The organism is Actinoplanes sp. 13 (genome assembly GCF_056134165.1).
The window spans coordinates 139,858-166,819 of record NZ_JBVYOQ010000019.1 but is presented as its reverse complement, the minus strand read 5'-3'; the positions used below and the strand labels follow the sequence as shown (position 1 = coordinate 166,819).

Genomic DNA, 26,962 nt, shown 5'->3' with positions numbered 1-26,962 from the left:
CGGGGCTCACCCGCCCGGGTTCACCTCTGCGAGGGGGTGGCGAGGTGAGCAGCAGTCCGCTGGTGGCTCATGCCGACGACTCGACGACATGGCACACCGGCCTGGGCCTGGTCGACAGCGCCGCCGGCATTGCTGACGGCATCCGCGATCGCAGCTGGGTCGATCCCGCCGTCAGCACCGCAGGCGCCACGTTGGACACGCTGGCGTTGACGATCGACCCTCTCGGCACCCTGTTCTCCTGGGGTGGGGCGTGGCTGATGGAGCACGTCCGGCCGCTCCGGGCGGCCCTCGATCAGCTTGCCGGCAACGCCGGCGAGGTCACTGCCCAGGCATCCACCTGGGCGAACATCGCCCTTCTCACAGATCAGACCCAGCAGGTGTACGCCGAAAAGCTGGTCACCGAGGTCGACGTCTGGTCCGGCAGTTCCGCCGACGCATACCGCCGCCACGCCGAATCGCACCTGCACGTGCTGCGGACGTTGGCCACCGCCGCTCAGGGCATCGCGCACGCGGTGGAGGGTGCCGGGCTCTTGGTCTCCGCCGTCCGCGCCATCGTTCGTGATCTGATCGCCCAGTTCGTGGGCACCCTCGCCGCTCGCCTCCCCCAGTGGCTGGCCGCGGAGGGCCTCACGCTCGGCCTGGCCACTCCCGCGGTGGCCGCCCAGGTAGCCGCCCTCGTAGCCAAGTGGGCCGACCGGATCCGCCACTTCCTTCGGGCGCTGTTGAGCAGCCTGCGCCGACTCTGGTCGAAGCTCGCCTGTTCGTCCTGCAGCACGACATCGCAGTCGGCCCGCACCGGGTGGAACGAGGCTATTTCACGCCGGACGATCGCACTGCGCACCTCTGGGACGGCGCTGCGAACGGCACCCTGGACCCCGACGACCTGGCCGCCTTCCGGAGCCTCGCCGCTCATGAATACGTCGAGAACAGGCTGATGGAGGCCGGTTTGCCCTACCGATCCGCGCACCCGGACGCGTTCGATGCCGACGGCGACCGCATCCTGAACCCGGACCATCCGGGGGCACACGAACTGGCGCCCAACGCCTGGCGGCTCGACGCGCCGCTCCAGCACTGGCGCGTGTTCGGCATCGACAGCTCCGGCATCCGGATGGCCGATGATCTCTCGAACCTGGACGAGGTCGTCGCCGCGGTTCTGCGAGGATGGGGACGATGACACCCGACGAAGCCGTACGCGCGATGGCCGCCCGTCTGGGCGCGGTCGATTGGGAACGGCGCGGCGACAAGGCCTGGTCGAGGGCCGCTCTTCTGAAGGAGTACTTCCGCCGGGCAGCCCGCTGGGCGGCGGCCTACGAGTGCGACACCCGCGTCCCGTTCTTTGACATCGCCGCGTGTGTCGACCCGGCCGTGCGCGCCGATCAGCAGGTGCTGGATCAGCTGCTCGGGATGGTCGGAGCCGCCCGCGCGGGCTGGAACGTCAAGCAGGTGACGCCGTTCATCCTCCGTTGGAGCGCCCTGCGGGCGACGCCCGGCGTCGCCCTCCCGCCCGACCTGGAGGACCCTTTCGAGCCCTTGATCATCCTGTTCGAGCGGGGCGGTGGCTTCCACACCGAGAACGGCGAGGCGAACTTCGAATGGAAGTCGGTACGCCTCGCGGGCTGGCGTGACCGAGCGGGCGACCCGCCGATGGCAAGCCTTTCCCCCGACGCGCTGGACGGGATCGACAGAGCAGGGTCGCTGGCCCAGTTCGGCCGCATGATCGAGCCGCTCGGCTGACGTCCGCGAGACGCCGTCGATCAAGCTGTGGTCCTTCCTTGCTGGAGGATCCGGATCGGGTTGCCGGACGGGTCCCGCAGACCCATGTCGGTGCCGTAGAAATGGTCGGTCGGCTCCTGCGTGAAGTCCGTGAATCCACCGGCCTTCAACTTCTCGTGAAGTCCCCGGACGTCGTCGGTGTTGAGGACCAGACCGGTCAGCGCGCCCTTCGCGATCAGCTGCCGCAACTGCTCGGCCGTCGCCTCGTCGTGCAGCGGCGGGCCCGGCTGCTCCAGGGAGATCTCCGTGCCGCCGCCCGGGACGCGGACCGTCAGCCAGCGGTAGGAGCCCTGCTGGACGTCGTTGCCTTTCTCGAGGCCCAGCTCGTCGACGTAGAACGTCAAGGCTTCGTCCTTGTCGAGGACGTAGATGGACGCCACGTTCAGCTTGGTGATCATTTGCCGCTCTCCTCAGCCGTCGGACCGAACGTCGTCAGGCTAGAGAAAGCGGCCCCACGATGGCTTCTCCGGAACTGCTGGATCGCGGGCGGGTGTTCGCCATCTGGACGCAGTGGGGCACGACGACCGGCATGTGACCGCGACGGTAACCCGATGGCGTCTCCCCGACGATCGCCCGGAAGGTCCGGCTGAAAGTCCCGAGGCTGGTGAAGCCGACCTCGGTGCAGATCCGGGTGACGCTGCGACCGGTCTCCCGCAGCAGGAACATCGAACGCTCTATCCGTCGCCGCTGCAGATAACGGTGCGGCGTCTCGCCGAACACCGTGCGGAAGCACCGGCTGAAATGGGCCGGCGACAGATGAGCCACCGCCGCGATCGTACGAACATCCAGCGGCTCGGCGTACGCCCTGTCGATCGCGTCGCGGGCACGGAGCATGCGCCGATGCAGTTCCTCGACCCCTCTGCTCACGTGCCCATGCTAAGTGCGTGTCTCGCTACGGGAATGTGACGCAGGACATCGTGAGACGCGCGGATCTCGGCAGATCCGTGCGTAGCGCGTGCGGTGCCACCTAGCCTGTCTACATGCGACGTTTCCACGATGAGGACTTCACCGGTGCGGAATTCCGCGAGTGCGACCTGAGTAGAGCGCGGATGGTCGGCGTGGTCATGCAGGACGCCGAGATCGACGGCCTGGTCACCAATCTTGTGGTCAACGGCGTCGAGGTGATGTCGTACGTCGAGGCGGAGCTCGACCGTCGTCACCCGGTACGGCTGCTGATCCGCTCAGATCAGCCGGACGACCTGCGAGAGGCATGGCGGCAACTGCGGGACGATTGGGCGACGACCAACGAGCGAATGGGGTCCATGCCCGAGAACAGCGAACATCACGGCGTCGACGGCGAGTGGTCGATGGTCGAAACTCAGCGCCACCTTGTCTTCGTACACGACTCCTGGTTCCGACGCTGCGTGCTCGGGCTTACCGAGCCGTTCACGGCCATGGGACTGGGTCCACCGTTCGTCATGGACCGGGAGGACGAGCTCGACCCGTCCGCCCAGCCAAGCCTCAACGAGGTGCTCGCCGTACGAGCCCGGCAGGCTTCAGAGATCGAGACATGGCTGGCCGAGGTAACGCCTGATCAGCTCGCGAAGACCGCGCCGGTCCCGGACGACGACAGATGGCCTCCGTACGCCAAGGGGCGGACAGTGCGGCAATGCCTCGGGACCGTGCTCAACGAGGAATGGGCTCACCACCGGTTCTGCAAGCGTGACCTGGACAAACTGTCTCTCCAGGGTTCTTCGCAGGATTCATGAGCGACTCTGAGCCTTGGCTGCCGCCCGGGGGCCTGGGAGGGCAACCTTCGTGATGTCGGGTTCGGATCGGCGTCACTGTGACGGTGATATGAACGGCGGAGGGCGACCTCCGCAGCCCAATATTGGCGTCAGCTGCGGAAACAGGTAGCGAGACAGGCACTAAGGAGACGGCTCGGCGAGGAAGTCGACCGCGTATCTCAGCAGTTCCCCGGAGTCGGTGAACCACAGCGCATCGGTGCCGGCCGCTGTCTGCAGCCGGGCCCGCGGCAGGTGGGCCGCCAGGTAGGAGGCGTGCCCGACGTCGACGTTGAGACAGTTGCGGCGGTGCAGCACCAACGTCGGCGCGGTGACCTCGGCCAGGCGATGACGCAGGTCGGTGCCGGTGGCGACGGTGCGGATCGTGGTGGCGACCGCCGGGCCGGCGGCGCGCCGCCCGAGGCGGTTCCACCACTGCCGGAAGGCCTCGTCGGCGGCGACGCTCGGGGCGGCCTGGGCCACCGAGTCCACGCCTTCGCCGGGAGCCGCCGGCGACACAGTGTCACGGATGAGCGTCTCGGTCGTACCCCGGTCCAGCCCGTAGGGATAGTCGGCGCCGCGGGTGTACCGCGGGTAGCACTGCGCCAGCACCAGCGATCGCACCCGCTCGGGGTGCCGGGCGCTGAACTCGAGCGCGACCAGCCCGGTGTCGAAGTTGGCGAACAGGTCGGCCCGTTCGATCGCCAACGCGTCGAGGACCCGGCGCAGGTCGGCGACCCACTGGTCGAGCGGCGGCCGGCCCGGGTCGAGCGGGTCGGAGAGGCCGATCCCGGACCGGTCGAGGCACACGACGGCGGAGTGCTCGGCGAGGGTCGCCAGCGCGGTGCGGGCGTGCGCGTGGTCGAGCAGGCCGTCGATGGTGAGCATGCCCGGGTTGAGCACGACGAGGTCGCGGCCGTGGTCGGACAACCGGGTGTAGGCAGTCGAGCCGCCGTCGCCGGTGGCGTAACGCACCGTCACGGCGACGTCCGGCGCGCGGGCCGCCGGGGCGGAGGCGTCCGACGGGTGCAGCACTTCCGCCTGCGCGGCACGCAGCGCGGCGGACGGGTCCAGGCCGACCTCGACGAGCGCGGCCCGGGCGGCGGTCACCGCCCGCAGGGCCTCGGTCTGCCGGCCGGCCCGGTGCAGGGCGCGCACATAATGGACCCACAGCGGCTCGTCGAGCGGGTCGGCGGCGGTCAACTGCTCCAACTCGGCCAGCGCCGAGGCGGGGTCGCCGCCGGCCGCGAGGCAGCCGAGGTGTTCCTGCACCAGCAGTCGTCGCTCCTGCCGCCAGCCTTGGCGCAGCGCCGCGGCGGCGACCGTTTCCGGTAGTTCGGGCTCGCCCCACCACATCGCGCGGGCTTCGGCCAGGACGACGGCGGCGGCGTCCGGGCGGCCGTCGGCGAGCAGCCGGCGGGCCCGGGCGCGAGCGGTCGTGACCAGGCCGATGTCGGTGCGGTCGGGCGCGAGCGCGAGGCGGTATCCGTCGCGGCCGACCCGTTCGACGTCGGCGCCGGGATCGGTGGCCTGCAGCGCGGCGCGGATCCGGGACAGGTGGGCGCGCAACGTCTTGACGGCCGACGGCGGCGGGTCGTCCCAGAGCAGCCGGGCCAGTTCGTCGAGGGCGACCGCGGCCGGGGCGTGGACGGTCAGGATGCTCAACAGCTCGCGCGCCTTGCGTTCCAGCCCGGGCACGGGGCCGCCCGGGCCGTGGACCCCGGCCGTCCCGAGCACCCGCACGATCACGCTGCCCAGCGTATGGCCACATCGGCGACCACATCCAGAGCACATCCGGCCCCGGCAGGGCGCCACCTAGCTTCAGCCTCATGACGAAGCACGACATCGGCATCCATGAGACGCGGCCTGTCCCGGAGAACCTGGAGCGGCGCTTCGACGGCGCCGTGTTCCGGCCGGGAGAGGCGGGCTACGACGAACACCGGCTCGGCTGGCACCGGAACGCCGAGTCCCGCCCGGCAGTCGTCGTCACGGCCGCGACGACCGCCGACGTGCGCGCCGCGGTGCTGGCCGCACGAGAACACGACCTGACCCTGGTGATACAGGCGACCGGTCACGGCGGGGTGGCTGTTCCCGACGGGGCCCTGCTGCTGAAGACGACCGCGCTGAACAGCGTCCACATCGATCCGTACCGCCGCGTCGCCCGGGTCGGCCCGGGCGCGTTGTGGACCGACGTCAACCATGCCGCCGCCCGGTACGGCCTGGCCGGCCTCGCGGGCCGCTGCGGCACGGTCGGGGTGACCGGCTACACGCTGGCCGGCGGCCAGTCGTGGCTGTCCCGGACGTTCGGCTTCGCCGCCGACAGTGTGGTCAGCGCCGACGTCGTGACCGCGGACGGTGTCCCGCTGACCGCCACCGCGCGGCAGCACCCCGAGCTCTTCTGGGCGCTGCGCGGCGGCGGCGGGAACTTCGGCGCTGTCACGTCGCTGGAGTTCCGCCTGTACGAGGTGCCGCGCGTCTACTCCGGCATGTCCTTCTATCCGCTGGAACGCGCCTTCGACACCCTCGCCGCCTACCGGCAGTGGGCACTCGACGAGCCGGGCGGCATGAACACGGCCGTCCTGCTGATCCGGCTTCCCCCGTCACCGCTCGTCCCCGAGCACCTGCGCGGCAAGCGGGTCCTGGCCATCCGGGTGTTCCACCACGGCGACGACGGCGGCCGGCATCTCGCCCCGCTGCTCGAGGCAGCCGGCCCGCCGCTGCTCGACATGTTCGGGATGCGCCCGTTCCCGGCCGCCGGCGCCGCCACCAACGGCCCCGACGCGCCGCCGATGGCGAACCGGCAGGAGATCGAGATGTTCCACACGCTGCCCGACGACGCGCTGCGGGCGATCGTCGAAGCGGGCGCCGCGGACTCACCGCTCGCCTTCGTCGACGTGCGCCACTGGGGCGGCGCGATGGCCGATCCGGGTCAGGATGCGGGACCGGCCGGGCACCGGGACGTGCCGTTCTCGGTGATGGCCGTGGCGCCTTACTTCACGCCCGACCACAGCGCGGCCGATGCGGCACTCGATCGGCTGGGGCGCCGGCTCCGGCCGTACGCCACCGGTGGTTCTTTTCTCTCTCTGCTCACCGACCAGACGAAGACCCGCACCGCCTTCACCAGCGAAAACTACAACCGCCTGGCCGCTGTCAAACGCGTCTGGGACCCCACCAACGTCTTCCACCTCGGCCACAACATCCCACCGGCCACCGACCGAAAGGCACAACCATGACCCGCATCCTCGTCACCGGCGCGACCGGCAACGTCGGCGCCCATGTCGTACGCGAACTGCAATCCCGCTCGGCGAAGGTCCGCGCCTTCGTCCGCGACCCGCAGGCCGCCGCAGCCGGCCTCGAACTTGCCGTCGGCGACTTCGACGACCCCGCCTCGCTGCGCCGCGCCATGACCGACATTGACCGTGTATACGTCTGCGCCGCCGACGGCCCGCGCAAGGTCGCCCACGAGACCGCGATCATCGACGCCGCCGCCGAGGCAGGCGTCGGGCAGATCGTGAAGCTGTCCACCCTGCACGCCGATCCCGCGTCGGCGCTGCCACCCTTCCGCTGGCACGGCGAGATCGAGGCCCACCTGCGGCGGTCCGGGGTGCCGGCGGTGATCCTCCGGCCCACCTATTTCATGACCAACCTGCTGATGGTCGCCGGCGGCATCGCACAGACCGGCATGCTGCCGGCACCCACCGCCGGCCGGGGCATCGCCATGATCGACATCCGCGACGTCGCCGCGGTCGCCGCCGTCGTCCTCACCACCGAGGGACACATCGGGCAGACGTACGACCTGACGGGCCCCGCGCCGGTCACCTTCGCCGACGTGGCGGCGGCGCTGACCCGGGCGACCGGCCGGCCCGTCACCTCCCTCGACCTGACCGAGGAGCAGGCCCGCCCGCGGTTCGAGAACGCGAACGTGCCGGACTGGCTCGCCACCCACCTGGCCGGTGTCTTCGGCATCATCCGGGCCGGCGGCTTCGAACACACCACCGACCACGTCCGGGCGATCACCGGCCACCCGGCGCGCGACATCACCGGCTTCGCCCGCGACTTCGCCGCCGCTTTCACACCGGAGGCGGCCCCGGCCGGCAGTCCGAGCTAGCGCACGGGCGGTGCCGGAAGGCTCAAGCGGTGGCCCGGCGCTCTGAGGCGCCGGGCCACCGTCGTGAATCAGTTGTTCAGCGCGGTCTGCTTCGCCCGCACCTGGGCGATCATCGGATCGTCCATCGTCGCCTCGAAGGGGCACGGCTCGCCGGCGCGGACCGGGTTGCCGTTGACGATGCTCCAGACGTTGACGCCGGCGACGCCCGGACGGCTCAGGTAGCCGTCGAGCTTCTGCCTGATCACGTCGGCCCGGGTGGCCACCGAGGTGCGGCACCCGCCGGCGTCGGCGGCGTAGAGCCCGGTCTCACCGATGATCAGCGGCTTGTTCACCTGCTGCATCTCGGTCAGGAGGGTGCCCAGGTTGTTGTAGACGATCGAGTTCTCGTACGCGTTCTTGGCCGGGTTGAACCAGTCGTACTCGTACTCGTGCAGTGACCCGATGTCGATGTTGGGCCCGCTGTGCAGGTAGCTGAAGTCCTGGCTGCCCCGGTAGTCCTGACTCACCGTGCCGCTGGAGACCAGGTGGTTCGCGTCGATCCCCTTGATCACGGCAGCGGTCTCGTCCAGGAACACCTTGACGATGGCGTCGGTGTAGGCGGTGTTGTCCTGCGAGCCCGGCTCGTTGATGATCTCCCAGAACGCGACGCTGGTGTTCGCCTTGTACCGGTCGACGACCGTACGCACCCACGGCAGGTAGTTGGTGCGGAAGCCGCCCTGGTACCACGCGAGGGTCTTGTCCACGCCCTCGGTCCACTCGTCGCCGGTGCTGCCGTCGCGTTCCCCGCAGTAGTTGCGCCCGTCGGAGAGGGTGAACATCACCTTCTGCCGGTACTTCGCCGCCGAGGTGAGGATGCGGTCCAGCGGTGCGGTGCCCGCGTTGCTGAAGGCCCAGGTCCGGGTGACCGTGTTCGGCGCGAGTCGGCTGAAGTACGTGTCCAGCTCCGAGTCGGTCCACGGCTGTCCGTCGGCCTGGTCGCAGCCGCTCATGCCGAAGGCGTTGAGGCCGGCGTACTTGAATGGCTTGCCGTCCAGCACCAGCTGGGTGCCGGAGCGGGTGATGAAGCCACTGGCGGGCGTGTACGGCGTCTCGGTGTAGGTGGGCGACTGGTTGAGCTCCACCACGTCGACGTACATGGACCGGGTGCAGGACGAGCTGCTGTGCGGGTTCGCCAGCTGCAGCTTCACCGTGTGGTTGCCGGGCGCCCACTTGCCGCCCTGGCTGATCGCCGGGTGCTGCCCGTACCCGGTTCGCCAGGCGGAGGAGATGTAGTTGTACGTCTGGGTGCCGATCAGGGCACCGTCGACGGTGATGTTGATGGTCGGCGCGCCGTCACACAGGAAGCCACGGAACCGCACGAGCACCCGGTCGAACTGCTCGACCGTCTCGAACGGCACGGTGACCGAGCCGGCGCCGACGAGCCACACCGCCTTCGACTCCACCGCGGCGGTGAGATCGACGACCTTGGCGGGGCTCACCACCGTGCCGTGCCGGGCGTGCTTGTGAACCGGCATCGACGTGATCCGGAACTTGTCCACCTCGAGGAAACGGTTGCAGGTGCCGTCGCCGTACTCGTTGAGGAATGTCACGCCGATGGTGTGGACTCCACCCGACCAGGATCCGTAGTACCCGTTCGTGTCCCAGGCCTCTCCGGCACTGTTCTCGCCGACGGTCACCCCGTCCACGGTGATCCGTGCGCGCGGCCGCGCGTCGGTCGTACCGCAGATGCCGCCCATCATGGTCAGCCGAATCTCTTTGAACGCATGCGGCGCGGTGAACGTGCCGGTCGCGGTGGCGTTGTTCCAGATCGCCAGGGCTTGACCACCGGAGGCGGCCGGGTCGGCGTACGGCGAGCCGTAGGCGGAGTCGATGGCGAGCGTGCTCTCCGCCTCGTAGTCGGCGTAGGCCAGCGCCGGCGCGGCCGGGATCGTCACCACGGCCACCAGACCGACCAGCGCGGCCGCGGCGCGAGCAAGAAGACGTCGCCCCGAGGCCGGCCCGGAGCGAGATGTTGATCTATGAACCATGGGCGCATGATTCCACAGTGGCCGGCCCACGTCCGGCCCGTGCTCGCCATCAAGAAATAAGCTGCCCCGTTTCAGCGGCGTTTCGGTTGCATTGAATGCGCTCACCACCTCGATCGGTGAAGCATGTGACCTCACCCACTGGGCGCCCTTTCGGGGCGAAATAAAAGAGATCGACCGGTCACCCAGAATTAACGCGCCAAAATGTGTAGCAGCAGCTCAGGGTCGCCCTTAAGATCAAAGTGAGTTCACAAAAACGCGCGCCGGGCGACGATTTTATGACCCTGTAACCCGTGCCGAATATAAATGTTCGCGACGGCCGGGTCGCGCGCCGGCGGATGTTCCTGTTCCCTGATCTACGGCACCGAATCACGGCGCTGGATATCGACGGCTCTCGGGGGCATCCATGACGGCACCGCCAGTTCCGCCGGCCCGGGCAGCCCGCCTGGCATGGCGGCCGCTGCAGCGTTCGACGCGCGTCGCCATCATCGCGGCGCTCGCCGCCACGCTGTTCTATCAGCTGTTCCTGCTCAACCCGGCGTACCGCGGGCCCGGCTGGCTCTGGTTCGCCATGCTGGCTGCCGAAGGCCTGACCGCCCTGCACCTGATCGGCACGTGGTGGACCATCCTGGCCCACGACGACCGGCCCGAGCCGGTGGACGCCACGGTCTGGCGCAACCGGCTGCGAGCCGGCTCGGACGTGCCGGCCATCGACGTCTTCATCACCGCGTACGGCGAGGAGCCGGCGCTGGTCCGGCGCACCATGCTGGCGGCCCGCGACATGGACCTGCCACACCGGACGTTCCTGCTCGACGACGGCGACAGCGACGAGTTGCGCGAGATCGCGGACGAGGTGGGCATCGGCTATCTGCGCCGCCCGGGCGGCGCGCATGCGAAGGCCGGCAACGTCAACGCCGGGCTGGCCCGCACCAACGGCGAGTTCGTGGTCATCTTCGACGCCGACCATGTGCCCGAGCCGAACTTCCTGCTCAGCATCCTGCCGTACTTCCACGACCCGGACGTGGCGTTCGTCCAGTCCCCGCAGTTCTACACGAACAACGTCAATCTGGTCGCCACCGGCTCCGGCGAGGCTCAGCGCATCTTCTACGAGCTCGTCTGCCCGGGCAAGAACCACTTCAACGCCGCCTTCTGCGTCGGTACGAACGTGATGTTCCGGCGGGCCGCGCTGGACAGCATCGGCGGCATCTGGACGGGCAGCAACTCCGAGGACATCTGGACGTCGATCGAGCTGCACAAACGGGGCTGGAAGTCCATCTACGTCCCGCAGGTGCTGGCTCGCGGGCTGGCCCCACAGGACGTCCCGTCGTACCTGAAGCAGCAGCTGCGCTGGGCGAGCGGCGGGTTCGAGGTGCTGCTGCGCGGGCGGCTGTTCAAGCGCGGCATCGGCCTGACCATCGACCAGCGACTGCAGTACCTGTTCTGCGGTACGCACTACCTGCTGTCCGTGGCGATGCTGACCTTCATGCTCTTCCCGGCGCTCTACCTGCTCTTCGCGCTGAGCCCGATCCGCGCCGACGGCCTCGCCTGGGCGACCCACTACCTGCCGTTCCAGGCGGCCGTGCTGCTGGTCACCTGGCTGCAGTCGGGCGGATTCAAACTGTCGGCGATCGTGGCCAGCATCGGTGCGACGCCGGTGCATCTGCGGGCGCTCGGCGGCGTGCTGCTCGGCCGGCCGGCGAAGTGGAAGGCCACCAACGCCGGCGGCGACGGCACCCGGTCGCTGTGGGCGGTCATGCCCCTGTTCGCACTGCTGGTGCTGAACGTCACCGCGATCGTGGTCGGGGTGCTCGTGATGGCCGATCCGGGGCCGACCTGGCTGTCCGTCGGCTGGGCTTCCATGATCGTTCTGATCCTCGGCCGGATGATCCTCGAATCGGTCACCGGCGGCCGGCTCCGGCACGGCGCGACGCCGCCGGCCGGATCGTCGCAAGCTCCGCGACCGCCCGCCGGCGGACCGAACACCACCCGGCCGCGGCAGGTCGCGGCGACTACCTGACCTCGGGTTCTGCCCACCATAATCCACCGCCAGACCCGGGCCACACCGCCGAGAGGGTACGACCATGAGCGCCACGATCGACAATGCCCGAACCTACGACAACGACTCGACCAGGGTCATTCAGCCTCCCGCACCGGTGGCCCCGCCGCCGCAGCGCCGAGGGCGCGGTGCGCTGCGCGTCGTGCGTACCAGCGTGGTGGTGTTGATCCTGGTGTCGGCGGCCGGCGCGGGCGGCACCCACATCGTGCGGCAGCGCCTCGCCGAACAGAACATGGTGGATGCCGGCACCGCCGTGCTCACCGCGCAGCCGATCACTGTCGGATCGGCCGACGCCGCCGTCGTCACCGACATGCTGACCGCCGAGCGGACCAGCGTCACCGCCGGCGCGGTCCTGGCCACCATCACCCTGACCGCGGACGGCGACGGGAACACGCGGCGAGTGCAGAAGCTGCAGGCGCCCGCCGCAGGCGTCATCACCAAGATCAACGTGGCTCCCGGCCAGATCGCCCGCGCCGGTGAGCCCATCGTCACCCTGTACGACCCGGCCAAAGTGGCCTTCGCGGTCGACGTGCCGCTGGAGAAGCTACGCAAGTTCCGGCTCGGAATGACCGCCTATGTGACGGGCCCCGGCCTGTCCGACCGGATCACCACGACGCTGGAGAAGGTCGAGCCGAAGGTCGATGCCGGCCAGCAGACGAGCGCCGAGGACGAGCTGACCGTCGTGCTGCGACCGGACCCGGCGGCCCGCGCAACCGTGCGCACGCTGGTGCCGGGGCTGCAGTTCGCCGTGGTCGTCGACACCACCACGGCCGCCGGCAGCACCCCCGCCGTGAACAGCGCATGAACCGCCGCCTACCGGCCATGACCATGATCGCGGCCCTCACCGCGCTGACGGCATGCACCTCCACGCCGGACACGCCCACGCCGGACGCTGCGCCGCCGAGCAGCGTCCCGACCGCGCGGATCGCCGGCACGGTCATGGAGGACGCCGCCGCGTCGCCGCCGACGACTCCCGTGGTGACCGGCAGCGGCAGCATTGCCGGAAAGCTGCCGGCCGGCTCCGCCCCGACCAAGGCCCCCGCCCAGGCCGGCGACCTCACGGGCCAGGCGGTGCCGACCAACCAGTGGTGGAGCTCCGCCCTCACCGGCCCCCGCACCCAGCCGATCTGGACCCACCCGCTGGCCGTGCAGGCCGCCGCCGACGGCCTGCAGATCAGTGGCGCGTCGCTCACCGCCTCCGCGAACGCCGTCATCACCCCGTTCCTGCCCGCCCTCACCGTGGGCACGGCGACCGGCGCAGTGAGCGTCGTCAGCTACGGCGCCTTCCACGTCGTCCTGCGGGTCGGGCTCGCCGGCGGCGGCCGGGTCGATGTCACCCTCGCGCAGGGCAGCCCGGTGGTGTGGCTGCGCTTCGACGGGGCAGCCCCCACCCTGAACGGCACCTTCCGCGACGTCGGCAGCTCGGCCACCCGGGCCCGGCTGGACATCGGCGGCGGGCGCTGGGACGTTCTCGGCACCGACCTCGCGCAGACCGGGACCACCATCACCGGGTCCGGCGAGCAACTCGCCGTCGCCCGGGTGCCGGCCGGCGCCGATCAGGCGAGCTGGGAAAAGGCCAGCACCGGCGATCCGATCGTGCGGACCACAGCGACCACGGCGTACGACCCCGCGGCCGGAACGGTCAGCCAGACCCTCACCGCACGCCGGGCCGCCGGTGGGGCCGGAGCGTGGGCCCTGCTGCCGCACCACCGAGCCGGCCTGATCACCGGGCCGGAGCCGCTGACCGGCTCCTACCCGGACGCGCGAGGAACGATGTCCCTGGTCACGGCCGACGCGGTGCAGGTCACGACCTCGATGCCGGGGTTGCTCACCGCAGTGCCGAAGGTGCCGCTGAGCAAGGCGGCGAACAAAGCCGTGCTGGCCGACCTGGACCGGGACCTGGCCGATCCACCCGGCAAGGGCGGCAGCTACTTCGGGCTCAAGGAACTCGGCCGGCTGTCCACCATCGCCGAGGTAGCGGCCGCCTCCGGAGCGGACACCCAGCGCACGGCGGCGCTCGACCTGCTGCGGCCGCAACTCGTCGACTGGCTGACCTACACCGGACCGTCCGACGGGCGTTACTTCGGCTACGACCCGACCTGGGGCGGGCTGATAGCCGTCCCGGCCGAGTTCGGCGCGCAGGACTACAACGACCATCACTTCCAGTACGGCTACCTGGTCCGCGCGGCAGCCGTGCTGGCAACGGCCGATCCCGGATTCGCCCGCGACTACGGCGACGTGGTCGACCTGATCGTCCGCGACTACGCCGGATCGCTGGCGATCGGACCCACGAGCGGGCTGCCACCGTTCCGCGCCTTCAACGCCTATCTGGGCAGTTCGGCGGCGTCCGGATTCGCGCCCTTCGCGGACGGCAACAACCAGGAGTCGTCCAGCGAAGCGGTGGCGGCCTGGGAAGCCGTGGTGCGCTGGGGAGTCGTCCGCGACAACGCGGAGATGACCGGGTACGGCATCGCCCACTACGCGTTGGAGGCGGCGACGGCCCGGATGTACTGGCTCGGCGAAGGACTGACCCGCGAGCCTGGGTATGCGCACACGACCGCGGGCATCGTCTGGGACGCCAAAATCGACTATGCGACCTGGTTCGACCCCAAACCGGAGTCCGTCCTCGGCATCCAGCTGCTGCCGTTGACTGCCGGTGCGTTCTACCGCGGGCCGTCGGCCGCCCGCCAGAAGGAACTGGGCGACAAGCCCCGGGTCTGGGGCGATCTCTTTGCTGCTGACCTCGCCCTGTCGGACCCGGAGGCCGCGCGCCGCAGGCTCGACGCGGGAGTCTCCCGAGAGGAAAGCACCAGCCGGGCGATGGTCCGCTACTGGATCGAGGCTTTGGCCGTGCTGGGACCGCCCCAGCCGAAAGCCGCCGCGCCGGTGGGGTCGCTGGCGTTCGGGCCTGCGGACGCTCCGCGGATGCTCCGGGCGCCCGGAGGATGAGGACGACGGCCGACGATGTGGCGGGACGTCACACCACTGCTGTTCTCCCCCGCACCAGTACGGTTTCGCATCCGCTCCGGCGGACGGGACGTCGGTGGCGTCGTTGCGGGAGTCGGGAATCGGATGAAGGCCACCCGAGCGCGGGTGTAGAGACAAGACTGACCGGCATGAGTCTGAGAGTCGGTGACGAGATGATGAGGCTGCTCGCCGTGCTGCGGCACGAGCCGACGGACAAATGGGTCCGCGCCAGGCTCGAGGGCCGGATCGTCGTCGACAGCCGTGCCGCGGTCCTGCTCTGGGAACCGCGCCGCATCGTGCCCACGTACGCCGTGCCGGACAAGGACGTCCGGGCTGAACTATTACCCGTCGAGCCGGCTACGGGAAGCGACATACCGGTGCTGCATCCCGGCATCCCGTTCGCCGTGCACTCCACCCCCGGGCAGACGTACGACGTCCGCGTCGGCGACCACGTCCGCGAGCGTGCCGCGTTCCGCCCGAACGACGCGGATCTCGCCGGTCACGTCGTGCTCGACTTCGACGCGTTCGATTGGACGGAAGAGGACGAGCCCGTGTTCTCCCACCCCCGCGATCCGTTCTCCCGCGTCGACGCACGGCGCAGCAGCCGGCACGTGCGCATCGAACGCGACGGTGTGCTGCTCGCCGAGTCGCGCACTCCGACACTCGTGTTCGAGACGAAGCTGTACCCGCGGTTCTACCTGCCGCGTACGGACGTCAAGGCGGAGATACTGCCCAGCGACATGGTGACGGCCTGCCCGTACAAGGGCCGCGCCACATACCTGTCGTTCGCGGCCGGAGAGAACCTGGCCTGGACCTACCTCGACCCGCTGCCTGACGCGTCGCCGCTCGCAGGTCTGGTCGCCTTCTTCGACGAGGTTGTCGACGTGACCGTCGACGGTGCGCCCCGGCAACGACCCGATTCGCCGATCGCCAACGTCATGAAGGACGAATTCGGCGTCTCCTGAGACGAGGCACCAAGGACCTGTTCACCTCGGCACTCGAGGCGCAAGTTATGTAGAACCTCTTGTTCTACAGCTACGCCATGGAGCGCATCGGTGTCCGGGAGTTGAACCAGAACACTAGTCAGGTGCTGGCCCGAGTCAGCGGCGGTGAAACCGTCGAAATCACGGACCGGGGGCACCCAGTCGCCCGCCTGGTGCCGGTGGGCGACGATCGATCCGCCCTCGCCAAACTCGTAGCGGCAGGACGGGCAGTCTCTCCTGTCGGCGGCGGTCCGGTCCCGCTGCCACCGAAGTTCGGTGACGACGACATCGACGTCGCCACGACACTCGCCGAGATGCGCGACGAGGAGCGCTGGTGATCTATCTCGACTCGGCCGCTGTCGTCAAACTCGTCCGCCAAGAGACACACAGCGCCGAACTCGTCACCTGGCTCAACGCCCACACCGACGCACCCCTCGTCTCGTCGGCTCTCGTGGAGATCGAAGTCCCCGGGGCGCTGCGCCGGTCGGCCCCGCAGGCATTGGTCGGCGTGCCGGCCGCAATCGGACGGCTGTTCCGGCTGGAGATCGACAGTACGATCCGCGCGACAGCGGCCGCCTTCGCCGAACCGACACTGCGCAGCCTCGACGCCATCCATCTCGCCACCGCGCAGGTCCTCACCAACGAATCCGGGTCGCCGCTGCTGGCCTTCGTCACCTACGACCGGCGGCTGCTCGACAGCGCCAAGGCCGCCGGCCTGCCCACGGCAAGTCCCGGTCAAGAGTGAAGTGACGGATTCACCTATCGCCGTAGTGGTATTTGCAGGCGACGATCTCGACGTCGCCAATTTTGATCCGATAGACGAGCCGGTGCTCACGGTCAATTCGCCGCGACCAGAGGCCGGACAACTCTCCACGAAGCGGTTCGGGCTTACCGATGCCTTCGTAGCCGTTGCGCATGACGTCCGCGATCGCGTCGTTGATTCGCTTGATCAGCTTGCGGTCCGTGTGACTGAGGTACTGCGACCAAGCTGTCGTCGAAAAGATCAGCCTCACGCCACGTCCGGCGCCACGGTCGGGTCGACGAGCGCCCGTTCGCGGCCTTCGCCTCGGTCCAGCTCGGCCATCGATCCGCGCAGGGCTTCCACGCACCCCGGTCCGGCAGACCGGCGACGGTGGCCGGTCCGGCCACCGTCGCCGGTACTCACCGGCTGCGGCGGCCCTGGCGATTGCTCATGATCATCGGGTGCGGGACGCGAGCCTGAATTGTTGGTTGGTTTGTCCGTGGCAGTCGTACAGCTGGACCTGTACTCCGTTGGCGGTGCTCCAGACGTCGAGGCATCGTCCGGACTGCACGCTGCTGATCGTGCCGTTGGAGTTGAGGTTCCACTGCTGGTTGGTCTGACTGTGGCAGCTGTAGATCTGCACAGCAGCGCCGTTGCCGGAACCGGCTGCGTCCAGACATCTGTCGCCGTACACCTGAAGTTGCTTGTTCGAGGTGTATGTCCAGGACTGGTTGGGCTGCCTGTTGCAGTCGTACAGCTGCACCCGGGTGCCGTTGTCGCGTGCGGCGTTGGGTACGTCGATGCACCGGCCCGACTGGGCGCCGACGATCTCGCCGGCGGAGCCGGGTGAACCGGTGGGCGGAGTAGTCGGAGGCGTGGTCGGCGCGCCGGGCAGCAACGGGCACGTGCTGCGGTAGGTGACCACGCCGCTGGAGTCCGCCAGCGGGCAGAGGAACTGGCTGTACCGGGTGTCGTTGTCGATGAACATCTTGACGAACGGCAGCATGGTCCTGATCATCACTGGGTTCGACCGGCCGACCATGAACCCGTGATCACCACCGGCGACCTCCAGATAGACGCTCTCCGTCGTGGCCGGGAGGCTGTTGTACAGGCCGAGGGCGTAGGACGGGGTGACCACCGTGTCCGCCTGTCCAGAAATGATCATCGTGGGCACCCGGTCGTTGGCCAGGTTCGACGACGGCGAGTACGGCGTGATCCCGACCGCTGCCTTCAACGACGAGCGCCGGCCGGCTGCGCTCAGCGCCCCGCCGCCGCCCATGGAGTGGCCGGAGACGGCCAGCCGGTTGGGGTCGACCCGGTCGCGTACCGGGCTCTGCTGCGTCAGGTAGTCCAGTGCGGCGAGCAACTGGGTACCGCGGGCGGTGTCGAAGTCGTTACGGCTGTTGGTCTCGATGCCGATCACGACGAAACCGTGGGAGGCCAGCCAGGGCCCCATCCAGGCCAGTTCGGCGGAGAACAACGCGGTGTAACCCGGCGAGATCGCGATGGCCCCGAAGGTGCCCTGGCTGGTGTCCGTCGGGTAGTAGATCCGGCCGCCGTTGAAGCCGTACCCGGTCGGGACGCTGACCGACGCGTTGGCGAACGGGCCGGTTTGCGCCGCAACGCTGGCCAGGGTGGGGTCCGGGCCACGCTGGAACGGGTTGTCGGCGGCCGACGCCGTGCCGGCCGTCAGCGCTATGGCGAACAACCCGACGGCGGCGGCGACCCCGGCGGCGACGATCCTGAACAGCCGTCCGCGGAAGCCGCGGGATGCTCGGTCAGCATGGGTGTTCCTCGCAAGCGATGGGTGGTGTCTGTGTCCTCGCACTGTCGCTACCTCTCGGTGGTGAGGTGGGCAAGGAGCGGACGGGCTCGCTCGGTGCCGAGCCCGTCCGCTCGGCGTTGTCCGGTGGTCAGCGTTGCAGCGTCAGCAGACCCGGCCGGTAGGGCAGGAGGCCGTAGTCACCGCCCGAGTTCGGAGACCGTCCCTGGTACAGCAACTGCAAGTTGCAGGCGTTCACGGTCATGGTCTGGTCGGCGTTGGTCCGGATCAACTCACCGTGGCTGATGTCGTTGGTCCAGGTCGCACCGCTGTTGGCCTTGCCTGCGAACGGGTTGCTCTCGGACGTGGCCTGCGGCGTCCACGTACCGCCCAGACTGGTAGCCGTGTACGAACGGAAGTAGCGACCCTGCGAGCCGATCGACTCGACGAGCATGAGGTACCGGTTCTCGCCCTCGAGCTTGTAGACCTGCACGCCCTCGAACAGGTTGTTGGTGGTGTCGGTCATGATCGTCGTGTAGTTCGAGCCGAAGTTGCCCGGGAAGTTGCCGATCGGCATGCTGGCCCGGTAGATCCGGCCGTTGTCCCCGGCGAAGAACAGGTACATGTTCTGGCTGTCGCCGATGAGCGCCTGGTCGATCGGGCCCGTGCCGGAGTCGGAGATGCTGCCGGTGAACAGCGTCTGCGCCGACGACCAACTGTTCACGTTGGTCGGATCGGTTGACGTCCGGTACGAGAACGCCGGCCCGCCCCACTGGTAGGCCAGGACCCAGACGTTCTTGGGGGCGAAGTAGAACAACGACGGCGCGACGGCGGCGAACGGCATCTGGTTCTGGGTGGCCGAACCCATCTGGTTCCAGTTCGAGAACAGCCCGAAGTTCATCGAGCCCCACGTCGTTCCGGTGTCGTGCGTCGTCGCGTAGACCAGCTGCTGGCCGTTGTACGGCGCGTGGGTGAAGTCCTTCAGCGACACCCATCCGGAGCGCGGTTGCGCCAGCGCACCCGACGAGGACCAGCGGTACGACGACGGAAGAGCGCAGTTGGTCGGCGGCGGCGTGGTCGTCGGCGGCGGAGTGGTGGGACCGCCGGTGGCGTTGTGCCGGAATTGCTGGTTCGCGCCGGTGTGACAGTCGTACAACTGAACCTGTACTCCGTTGGCGGTGCTCCAGACGTCGAGGCATCGTCCGGACTGCACGCTGCTGATCGTGCCGTTGGAGTTGAGGTTCCACTGCTGGTTGGTCTGACTGTGGCAGCTGTAGATCTGCACAGCCGCGCCGTTGCCGGAACCGGCTGCGTCCAGACATCTGTCGCCGTACACCTGAAGTTGCTTGTTCGAGGTGTATGTCCAGGACTGGTTGGGCTGCCTGTTGCAGTCGTACAGCTGCACCCGGGTGCCGTTGTCGCGTGCGGCGTTGGGTACGTCGATGCACCGGCCCGACTGGGCGCCGACGATCTCACCGGCGGAGCCGGGTGAACCGGTGGGCGGAGTAGTCGGAGGCGTCGGCGGGGTGGTGGGGCCGGCGCTGTTCAGCGCGTCCAGGGTGGCTGTGTAGGCGGACTTCTTGTTGCCGTTGCACTCGAAGAGCAGCGGAGTGCCGCTGGACCGCCACGAGTCGCAGTCCCGCACGCCCCATACGGTGATGCCGGTGCAGCGAGCCACGGCCAGGCAGTCGTTGACCACGTTGCGGTAGGTGTTGGCCTGTGTTGTGCCGGAGCCCTCGATGTCCAGCTCGGTGATCTGCACGTCCACGCCGAGCGCGGCGAAGCTGGACAGCGTGGTGCGGTAGTTGCTGTTGTATGCCGACTGCGCGTTGAAGTGCGACTGGAATCCGACGCAGTCGATCGGTACGCCACGCTGCTTGAAGTCGCGCACCATGTTGTACACGGCTTGCGTCTTGGCCCAGGTCCAGTTGTCGGTGTTGTAGTCGTTGTAGCAGAGCTTGGCGCCCGGGTCGGCGGTGCGGGCGGCCCGGAACGCGGCCTCGATCCAGTCGTTGCCGGTGCGCTGCAGGTTCGAGTTGCGGCGGGCGCCGCTGTTACCGTCCTCGAAGGCCTCGTTCACCACATCCCACGAGTCGATCTTGCCACGGTAGTAGGTGGCCACCCGCGTCACGTGATTGAGCATCGCGTTGCGTAGTGCGGTGCCCTCCATACCCTGCATCCAGCCTGGCTGCTGGGAGTGCCAGGCCAGGGTATGGCCCCGGACCCGCCAGCCCCGGGAAATGGCGTGGTTCACGATCCGGTCCGCATTGCCGAACGTGAAGTTGTTCTGCTGCGGCTCGGTCGCGTCGATCTTCATCTCGTTCTCGGGAGTAACGCTGTTGAATTCCCGATTCAAGATCGTGGTGTACGCGTTGTCGCTGAGCTTGTTCGCGGCGACGGCTGCGCCGAAGTACCGGCCCGACTGGGCCGCGGCCGCGCCCAGGGTGGACTCGGCCGCATACGCGAGATTGGGAAGCAGGGACACGGTGAGTGCCGCGGCGGCTGCGGCGATACCAAAAATCGATGGTGTTCGAAGTCGACGCCCGGGGGGACGGTTCCGGGAGACCATGTTGATCCTCCAACGATGGGGATGGATGAGCCATTGCAGGACAGGCAAACCGAGCTGACGGTGAGCGGATCAGCCGCCATGGCGGACGGGGGCGGCGGCTAGAGATGCTCGGTTTCTCCAGTTGATCGAGGCGCACCTCCGGCGATTGGGGGTTGATCGTTGCCGACGTAGACAGCCCTGGCACACGGCCGTTCGGCGTGCGCCGAGACGGCGCCGTCAACGATGGACTTGGGGATGGTTTGTGACCGACGCGGGCGGATCGAGCCGATGTTAACGATGACATCCTTCGATGGATTCAGGCTTGCAGAAGATTGCGGGAATCTCAAGCGAGAGTTTCGGCTTTTTATCGGTACTTACGATGGTGGCGCAAGAACGGACCACAGCGGACGGGAGGACCGCTCGGTTCGGCCCGGTACTCGCAGTTACCCCGGGCATGAACACAACAGCTGCTCGTCGAGTGCCCGGTGATCCGGTGGCAGCCCACGCTCGATGAGGCTGCGACGCAGTTCGGCGGAGACGTCGGCCGGTCAGAGCGGCCGGCATGTGGAGGATTCGGCGAGGCGAAGCAGCGTGTCGCACAGGCAGGCCGGGTAGAGCACGCAGGTGTCAAGGATGTTAACGCTCACGAAGTTTCCGCCTGTAGCGGTCTGACGCTCACGTGATTCGGCTCTGTCGCACGAAGCGCTGAGAACATCTGCTGAGACCGGGCCGGCGCCTACGCCGAACGGCGCCCGCACCGGCGCTCCGAACGCGATTCAAGTCGCCGATCGCTGGCACAACCTCGGCGAAGCCGCCGTAGTCCCCACCGGGCCCGCCTGCCCGAATCAGCCGCCGAGCCCTACGGACCCGTGACGCCAGCAGAGCCAGACGCCCCACCGCAGCTGCCCGACCCGCCGGCGATGCTGCCCGCCAAGCAGATCCGCCTAGTGACCCTTCCTGCCGTACGCCGCCGCATGTCCTGACCAGCTCAGCGCGGTCACCCGCCGCAGCACCGCCAGACTGGTCCGTTCCGTCAACAACATCGGCGTTGCGGCGCCGGTTCCACCCGACCACTCTCGGATCATGAAGGCCAAGGCGGTGACCACCTGATGCCGATCCTCCGCCGTCTTAGTTGCGGTCCTCTCGCTGGTGGAGATCATGTCCTCGGATGCTGGCAAGGCCTTCGCGGACCTCTTCCACCGCTCGGGTCGGCGAACTCGGAGGAACGTTCGTCCGGGAGCCGGTCTCGTTCCTGATTGAGTAGCTCCCAGTGGTCAGTCTGGCGGTCACGTTCGTCAGCGGTGTCCGTGCGGGCCAGGCTCGTGCGCTAGCGCCGGCGGGCTCGGGGATTCGGCCTCGGCCGTGACCGACGATGGCGGCTGAGGGCCTCGGGCGGGAACAGTAGCGTCGCTGACGGGGAGGTCACCATTGACGAATGCCAGCGAGCAGTTGGTCTTCTGTGCCGGTGGTCTGCAGCAGCCAGACCAGATGAGATGGCGGGTTGCGCACGATCAGCGCGACACCGCGCTCGGCGGCGTTGCGCTGGGCGTGCAGCAGCGTCCGTAGACCGGCGAGGTCGCAGAAATTGACCTGGGCCAGATCAACATGTACGCGTCTGGCACTGTTGGGTGTGGTGGCCAGCACGTGAGTGACGGCCGGGCTGGCGAGCTGGTCGAGGTCCCCGGCCAGGGCTATGGTGCAAAGGCCGGTGGTGGACTGAACGATCGTGTGGAGCCGTGCCACCTCGTTGTCACCATGATCGCTCATGCCGTCGGTCTCCCATTGATGGCGAGCCGAGCCGAGGCGAGTTTGCCGGACGAGCTCGCCACGACGGCCACCCGTAAGCCGCTGTCTGGCGGGAGGAAGGGGTCGCCAGCTGGCCCCGGCCCATCTACTCGCACCTGCGGGGGCGCTGTAGTCGCCGCGCGCCCATGAGCGCTGCCTGGCGTATGCGTGCTCGGTAGGGCCGCGGCCGCCGGTGCCCGTCGGCCGGCTTCCCGGTACAGCGGCCACGGCGGTGCCGAGATCGCGTACCGGGGATCGGCTGCGTGTCGCCGCTGCCGCCGGCGCGCGGCGATGGCGCGGAGCTGCGCGTGGGCGGAACAAGGCTGAATGGTCAAGGCTGCTCCCCAGGATGCACCATGTCGACGGTGGCTACCGGGGTCTAGGGCAGCGGATGGCAACAGGCCGAAGCGTCACCACTGCCCTGAGGCTAGACGCAGCGGTTGCTGTTCGCCAGGTATGACTTTCACCCGGGTCCCCCGTCAGAGGGAGGTCGACCTCATCGCGGTGCAGCTTGCTAGATCGGTGCCGCATCGGTTCGTCATTGCTGTACGTGCCTCGGACCTGGTGGCCAACACGGCAGCCGATGGGCGCAGATCCGCCGCAGCCGCTGCTCCAACACCGCGGTGGCGGACAGGCACAGGGCGAGGGGCCACCGGCGGCCGAATGACGGCGGCTGCTCGGCGCGCCGCGGGCCGCAACGGCAAGCTGGCTGCACGGGCCGGGGCGCGTTCGGGCCCGGAATGGCCGTACCGCTCTCCCGGGTCTTGGGCGTCGCTTGATAGCCGCGTACAGGTGCGTACCACCAGCCATGAGAAGCTGCTCGGGTTCCGCGGATGCCTACGCCAATGAACCATGCCCTGGATGACGTGTATCAGGACATCCCCGACTGCCGGTTGCGATTCACTCCGGATGTCGAACCGGGCACCTGAGGTTCGACTGCTCTCGAACGTTTCGGGCTCACCGCGGACCGTGGATGCATCGCACACGGTGGCGGTGGCTGTCGGCCGGTGACCCGAAAAGGGAGTAGTTTATACACCGAATTGCCCAGAATATTCCTGATCACAAGTAGGATCAGAAGGCAGCGATGATCACTGTTTCCCGGGACCGGCTGGCTACGGCTTTCGTTGAGATCGCTGACACGCCGGCCGACGGGTTCGATCTGAACGTTTACCTGCGCATGCTGGCCGACCGGGTGACCGGCCTGACCACGGCGGCAGCCTCGGGCGTGTTGGTGGCTGGCCAGCGAGGCGAGTTCGGCTTCGTCGCTGGTTCAGACGACGTCACGGTGGCTGAACTACTGCGGTTACAGCAGCACGAAGGCCCCTGTTTGGATGCGTTCCGCACTGGCCGACCGGTCGTCAACGTCAACATGGGGCAGGCGACCACCCGATGGCCGCACTTTGCGACACAAGCCGCCGCCGCAGGTTTCCGATCAGTGCACGCATTCCCCTTGCGGCAGCGCGATCAGGTCATCGGAGGGTTGGTCATCTTCGGCACCGCTGAGGGCGAGCGCCTCTGCGATGCTGATGTGGCAGTAGTGCAGGCGCTGGCGGAACTGGCCACGGGGGCGCTGCTGCAGCGAAGCGCCTTGCGCCGCAGTGAGAAGCTGGCTGGCCATTTGCAGCAAGCACTGGACAGCCGGATCGTCGTCGAGCAGGCCACGGGCATTGTCGCGCAGGCCCACAGCATCAGCATCGACCAGGCGTACGCCATCATCCGCGACCGCGCCCGGCGGCACGGCCGCCGCCTGAGCGACGTCGCGCGCCTTATCGTCGCCGACACGGCGCCTGAGACTCATTCCCTTCCCCCCACAGCACCCACCACCGATCGGGTGGTTAGTGATGGTGTGCTGTCGGATGTAACCCGGCTGGCGGCGGTGCGGCGGGCGGAGTCGGCGTTGCCCGGGGCGACGGTATCGGCGGATGCGGCAGCAGATCTGGCGGCGCGGGCGGTGGACGCAGCGATGGGCGTGGTGACGCTGGTACGCGATGAGAGCATTCACTGCGTGGGTCTGTCCGGCGCACCGCACGAGTTGACATTGTCGCGGGAGCTGCCCCTGACCGGATCGTTGTGTTCACTGGTCGTCAGGGCCGACAGCCCCCTGATCATCGACGATACGTCGACACATTCGGAGTACGCCCGCTTTGACGCGGTCGTGCGCTCCCAGGTGCGCGCATATCTCGGCGTGCCGCTACACGACCGGCGCGGCCGGCCCCTCGGGGCGGTCGCCGCGATCGACACCCACGCCCGACGCTGGACCGACGATGACCTCACCGCAATGCTGCACCTGGCCGAGATGCTCGGCCCGCTGCCCGAAGGTGATCTGCTGACCGATCACCACGTCGACGCAGTGACCGTGCTCGACGCACTGGGCGAGCCATTGATCACCCTGGACGCCGACGGCCGGGTATCGGAGTACAACACCGCCGCGGCGCAGATGTTCGGGTGGCCTGCGGACGACGTCATCGGCCGACCGGTGGAGCAACTGATTCTGCCGCTAGGTGAATGGGCCCGCATCCGCGCCGACGTCGGTCGCGGTACCGCTACCGGCCTGGTGGGGGCGCCGTGGCGGCAACTGATAGTGGCCCGCCACCACGCCGGTCACACGTTCCCCGTCGAAGTCCTGGTCACCGCGCTACCCACCCGCAGTGAAATGCGCTGGGCGATGGTTGTGCTCGACGGCACCGATCGCGCCGACGCTGACCGGATCTCCACCAGGCGCTCAGGGTTCCTGCACGCCGTACTTGACAGCCTGCACACCGCGGTGGCAGCCTGCGACGCCGATGGCCAGATCGTGCTGTTCAACCGTGCACTGCGGCACGCATACGGCCTGCCCGATGACGACGCCCCGGTCGGCCTCGCCGCGTTGGGGCACAGCTTGTTCCAGCCCGACGGCACACCGCTGCCACTGTCGCAAACACCGCTCGCGCAGGCCTTGCGAGGAATGCCGGTCCGCGACACCGAGGTGATCGTCAAGACCGGTGACCGGCCGGAGCTCACCTTCAGCGCCAACGCCGAACCGATGACCGACCCCGACGGCACCCTCGCCGGCGCGGTGGTGGCGCTGCACGACATCACCGCACAGCGGCGCGCGGAGAGATTCCGAGCCTGCGAGCTGCAGGTCGCCATCGCGCTGAGCGGCGCGCACGATGTCGTTCAGGTCGGCCCCGGTATCGCCCGGATGGTGGCAGAGACGCTGCGCTGGCCATATGCCGAGCTGTGGCTGCACGACGCGGTGACCGACACCCTGCGCGCCGCCGGACGGTGGCTCTCCCCGGACGTGCGTATCGAGCATCTGTTGAACGCCCCGGTGGTCAACGGACACGGGGTGACGGGCACCGTCTGGGCTACCGGGCAGCCCTTGTGGGTGCCGGACCTGGCCGACACAACGAACTCCCGCCTAGCCGTCCCACCAGTGCTCGCCGATGCCTGCGCCCAGGCAGGACTGCACACCGCAGTGGCCGTGCCCCTGCAGGAGAGCACGCTGATCGGCGTGCTGACCTGTATCGCCGACCACCGTGAGTACGACCAGGCTGAGATCATCAGCGGCCTTCGCGCGGTGGCCGGGCACATCGGCCGGTTCGTCTCCCGCCGGCACACTGACGGGCTCACCACCCAGCTGGACCGCACCCGCGACGACTTCATCGCCTTGGTCGGTCACGAGATGCGCACCCCGCTGACCTCGATCGGCTCCTGCATCCAACTGCTGCTCACCGACGAGGAACTCGACCCCGACGTACGGCTGATGCTCGACGTCGTGGACCGCAACACCACCTCGCTGGCCGGCATCGTCGATGCCCTGCTCGACCTCGCCGCCCTCGACAGCGGACACACCACCATGCACCTGCGCCCTACCGACATCACCGCCCTGATACGCGACAGCCTCGGCGCCATCGCCCCGGCCGCCGAGGCCAACCACGTCACCCTCAACGTCGATCTACCCGAGCAGGCGATCATCGACGCAGACCCCCAACGGCTGCGCCAAGTCGTCGACAACCTGCTGTCCAACGCCGTCAAATACAGCCCCGACGGCGGCACCGCCACCATCGCTGTGACAGCTGACGCAGGCACCGTCGTGCTCAGCGTCAGTGACACCGGCATCGGCATCCCCCCAGAAGAGCGAACCCACCTGTTCCGGATCTTCTTTCGCGCCAGCAACGCCCGCCACACGGCCATCGCCGGCACCGGACTCGGCCTGGTCATCACCCGCGCCATCGTCGAAGCCCACCACGGCGCCATCACCGCCACCCACAACCAGCCCGGCACCACCATCACCATCCGACTACCCACCACAGCCACAGTCCGCAACTGAACTCCACGCCGCTGAACCGCCCCGGGACCGCCCACACCATCTCTGCCCTGCCCCAAAGGCGTGGCTGATCCGGCCGACCGCGGCGCCCCTGGGGTACTCGGCCACGAGTCCGGCTCCTACATCGGGTCTCGCAGGTTTGCCCCGTTTCCGGCACATACTCGAAGGCGGTTCGCGTACC

General features: G+C 68.7%; 21 protein-coding genes. 13 read left to right on the top strand and 8 right to left on the bottom strand.

Going from position 1 to position 26,962, the window contains the following annotated elements; translation table 11 throughout:
* Positions 1-44 precede the first annotated feature (44 nt).
* Genes AC0NH5_RS30110 through AC0NH5_RS30100 form a run of 3 tightly spaced genes read left to right on the top strand, consistent with a single transcriptional unit; the run spans position 45 to position 1,734 of the window.
* On the top strand, positions 45-935 hold the full coding sequence (locus AC0NH5_RS30110) for a hypothetical protein (protein ID WP_474410122.1): 891 nt from the start codon (positions 45-47) through the stop codon (positions 933-935).
* Positions 936-946: 11 nt separating this feature from the next.
* Positions 947-1,174, top strand: a complete 228-nt coding sequence (locus AC0NH5_RS30105) for a hypothetical protein (protein ID WP_474410121.1) — start codon at positions 947-949, stop codon at positions 1,172-1,174.
* A complete protein-coding gene (locus AC0NH5_RS30100; protein WP_474410118.1) occupies positions 1,171-1,734 on the top strand; it encodes a hypothetical protein in 564 nt (187 codons plus the stop codon). Before AC0NH5_RS30105 ends, AC0NH5_RS30100 begins: the two co-directional genes overlap by 4 nt.
* Positions 1,735-1,754: 20 nt before the next feature.
* Here the strand turns inward: AC0NH5_RS30100 and AC0NH5_RS30095 are convergent, their stop codons facing one another.
* On the bottom strand, positions 1,755-2,171 hold the full coding sequence (locus AC0NH5_RS30095; protein WP_474410117.1) for a VOC family protein: 417 nt from the start codon (positions 2,169-2,171) through the stop codon (positions 1,755-1,757).
* Positions 2,172-2,205: 34 nt separating this feature from the next.
* Positions 2,206-2,607 (bottom strand): helix-turn-helix domain-containing protein, encoded by a 402-nt coding sequence (locus tag AC0NH5_RS30090; RefSeq protein ID WP_474410115.1) that lies wholly within the window; start codon positions 2,605-2,607, stop codon positions 2,206-2,208.
* Between the two features lie 215 nt (positions 2,608-2,822).
* Between AC0NH5_RS30090 and AC0NH5_RS30085 the strand changes: the two genes are divergently transcribed.
* Positions 2,823-3,482 (top strand): DinB family protein, encoded by a 660-nt coding sequence (locus tag AC0NH5_RS30085; protein WP_474410113.1) that lies wholly within the window; start codon positions 2,823-2,825, stop codon positions 3,480-3,482.
* A 159-nt stretch (positions 3,483-3,641) separates the two neighbouring features.
* Here the strand turns inward: AC0NH5_RS30085 and AC0NH5_RS30080 are convergent, their stop codons facing one another.
* A complete protein-coding gene (locus tag AC0NH5_RS30080; RefSeq protein WP_474410112.1) occupies positions 3,642-5,246 on the bottom strand; it encodes a bifunctional AfsR/SARP family transcriptional regulator/alpha/beta hydrolase in 1,605 nt (534 codons plus the stop codon).
* 80 nt (positions 5,247-5,326) lie between these two features.
* On the opposite strand from AC0NH5_RS30080, the gene AC0NH5_RS30075 reads away from it, so the two are divergent.
* Positions 5,327-6,730, top strand: a complete 1,404-nt coding sequence (locus AC0NH5_RS30075; RefSeq protein WP_474410110.1) for an FAD-binding oxidoreductase — start codon at positions 5,327-5,329, stop codon at positions 6,728-6,730.
* A complete protein-coding gene (locus tag AC0NH5_RS30070) occupies positions 6,727-7,605 on the top strand; it encodes an SDR family oxidoreductase (RefSeq protein WP_474410109.1) in 879 nt (292 codons plus the stop codon). Before AC0NH5_RS30075 ends, AC0NH5_RS30070 begins: the two co-directional genes overlap by 4 nt.
* Before the next feature lie 68 nt (positions 7,606-7,673).
* Here the strand turns inward: AC0NH5_RS30070 and AC0NH5_RS30065 are convergent, their stop codons facing one another.
* The gene (locus AC0NH5_RS30065; protein WP_474410107.1) at positions 7,674-9,632 is read right to left on the bottom strand and encodes a cellulase family glycosylhydrolase; all 1,959 of its coding nucleotides are present in this window, start codon (positions 9,630-9,632) and stop codon (positions 7,674-7,676) included.
* A gap of 403 nt (positions 9,633-10,035) precedes the next feature.
* Between AC0NH5_RS30065 and AC0NH5_RS30060 the strand changes: the two genes are divergently transcribed.
* From AC0NH5_RS30060 to AC0NH5_RS30035, 6 genes are all read left to right on the top strand, one after another.
* Positions 10,036-11,646, top strand: a complete 1,611-nt coding sequence (locus AC0NH5_RS30060) for a glycosyltransferase family 2 protein (RefSeq protein ID WP_474410105.1) — start codon at positions 10,036-10,038, stop codon at positions 11,644-11,646.
* Positions 11,647-11,710: 64 nt separating this feature from the next.
* Positions 11,711-12,490: a hypothetical protein gene (locus AC0NH5_RS30055; RefSeq protein ID WP_474410103.1), complete on the top strand. Its 780-nt coding sequence runs from the start codon at positions 11,711-11,713 to the stop codon at positions 12,488-12,490.
* Positions 12,491-12,507: 17 nt separating this feature from the next.
* The gene (locus AC0NH5_RS30050; protein WP_474410102.1) at positions 12,508-14,634 is read left to right on the top strand and encodes a glycosyl hydrolase; all 2,127 of its coding nucleotides are present in this window, start codon (positions 12,508-12,510) and stop codon (positions 14,632-14,634) included.
* A 167-nt stretch (positions 14,635-14,801) separates the two neighbouring features.
* A complete protein-coding gene (locus AC0NH5_RS30045; protein ID WP_474410101.1) occupies positions 14,802-15,617 on the top strand; it encodes a DUF427 domain-containing protein in 816 nt (271 codons plus the stop codon).
* A 59-nt stretch (positions 15,618-15,676) separates the two neighbouring features.
* Complete coding sequence (locus tag AC0NH5_RS30040) at positions 15,677-15,973, top strand: type II toxin-antitoxin system Phd/YefM family antitoxin (RefSeq protein WP_474410099.1); 297 nt, start codon at positions 15,677-15,679, stop codon at positions 15,971-15,973.
* Positions 15,970-16,380, top strand: a complete 411-nt coding sequence (locus AC0NH5_RS30035) for a type II toxin-antitoxin system VapC family toxin (RefSeq protein ID WP_474410098.1) — start codon at positions 15,970-15,972, stop codon at positions 16,378-16,380. The genes AC0NH5_RS30040 and AC0NH5_RS30035 overlap by 4 nt, the downstream gene beginning before the upstream one ends.
* 10 nt (positions 16,381-16,390) lie before the next feature.
* On the opposite strand, the gene AC0NH5_RS30030 is transcribed toward AC0NH5_RS30035, so the two are convergent.
* The 4 genes from AC0NH5_RS30030 to AC0NH5_RS30015 form a co-directional block, all read right to left on the bottom strand.
* Entirely contained in the window at positions 16,391-16,648 is a 258-nt protein-coding gene (locus AC0NH5_RS30030) for a Txe/YoeB family addiction module toxin (RefSeq protein WP_474410096.1), read from the bottom strand.
* Positions 16,649-16,831: 183 nt separating this feature from the next.
* Entirely contained in the window at positions 16,832-18,085 is a 1,254-nt protein-coding gene (locus AC0NH5_RS30025) for a poly(ethylene terephthalate) hydrolase family protein (RefSeq protein WP_474410095.1), read from the bottom strand.
* A gap of 205 nt (positions 18,086-18,290) precedes the next feature.
* Positions 18,291-20,708: a non-reducing end alpha-L-arabinofuranosidase family hydrolase gene (locus tag AC0NH5_RS30020; RefSeq protein ID WP_474410094.1), complete on the bottom strand. Its 2,418-nt coding sequence runs from the start codon at positions 20,706-20,708 to the stop codon at positions 18,291-18,293.
* Positions 20,709-22,109: 1,401 nt separating this feature from the next.
* Positions 22,110-22,454, bottom strand: a complete 345-nt coding sequence (locus tag AC0NH5_RS30015) for an STAS domain-containing protein (RefSeq protein ID WP_474410092.1) — start codon at positions 22,452-22,454, stop codon at positions 22,110-22,112.
* A gap of 1,102 nt (positions 22,455-23,556) precedes the next feature.
* Between AC0NH5_RS30015 and AC0NH5_RS30010 the strand changes: the two genes are divergently transcribed.
* A complete protein-coding gene (locus AC0NH5_RS30010; protein WP_474410091.1) occupies positions 23,557-26,784 on the top strand; it encodes a GAF domain-containing protein in 3,228 nt (1,075 codons plus the stop codon).
* Positions 26,785-26,962 lie beyond the last annotated feature (178 nt).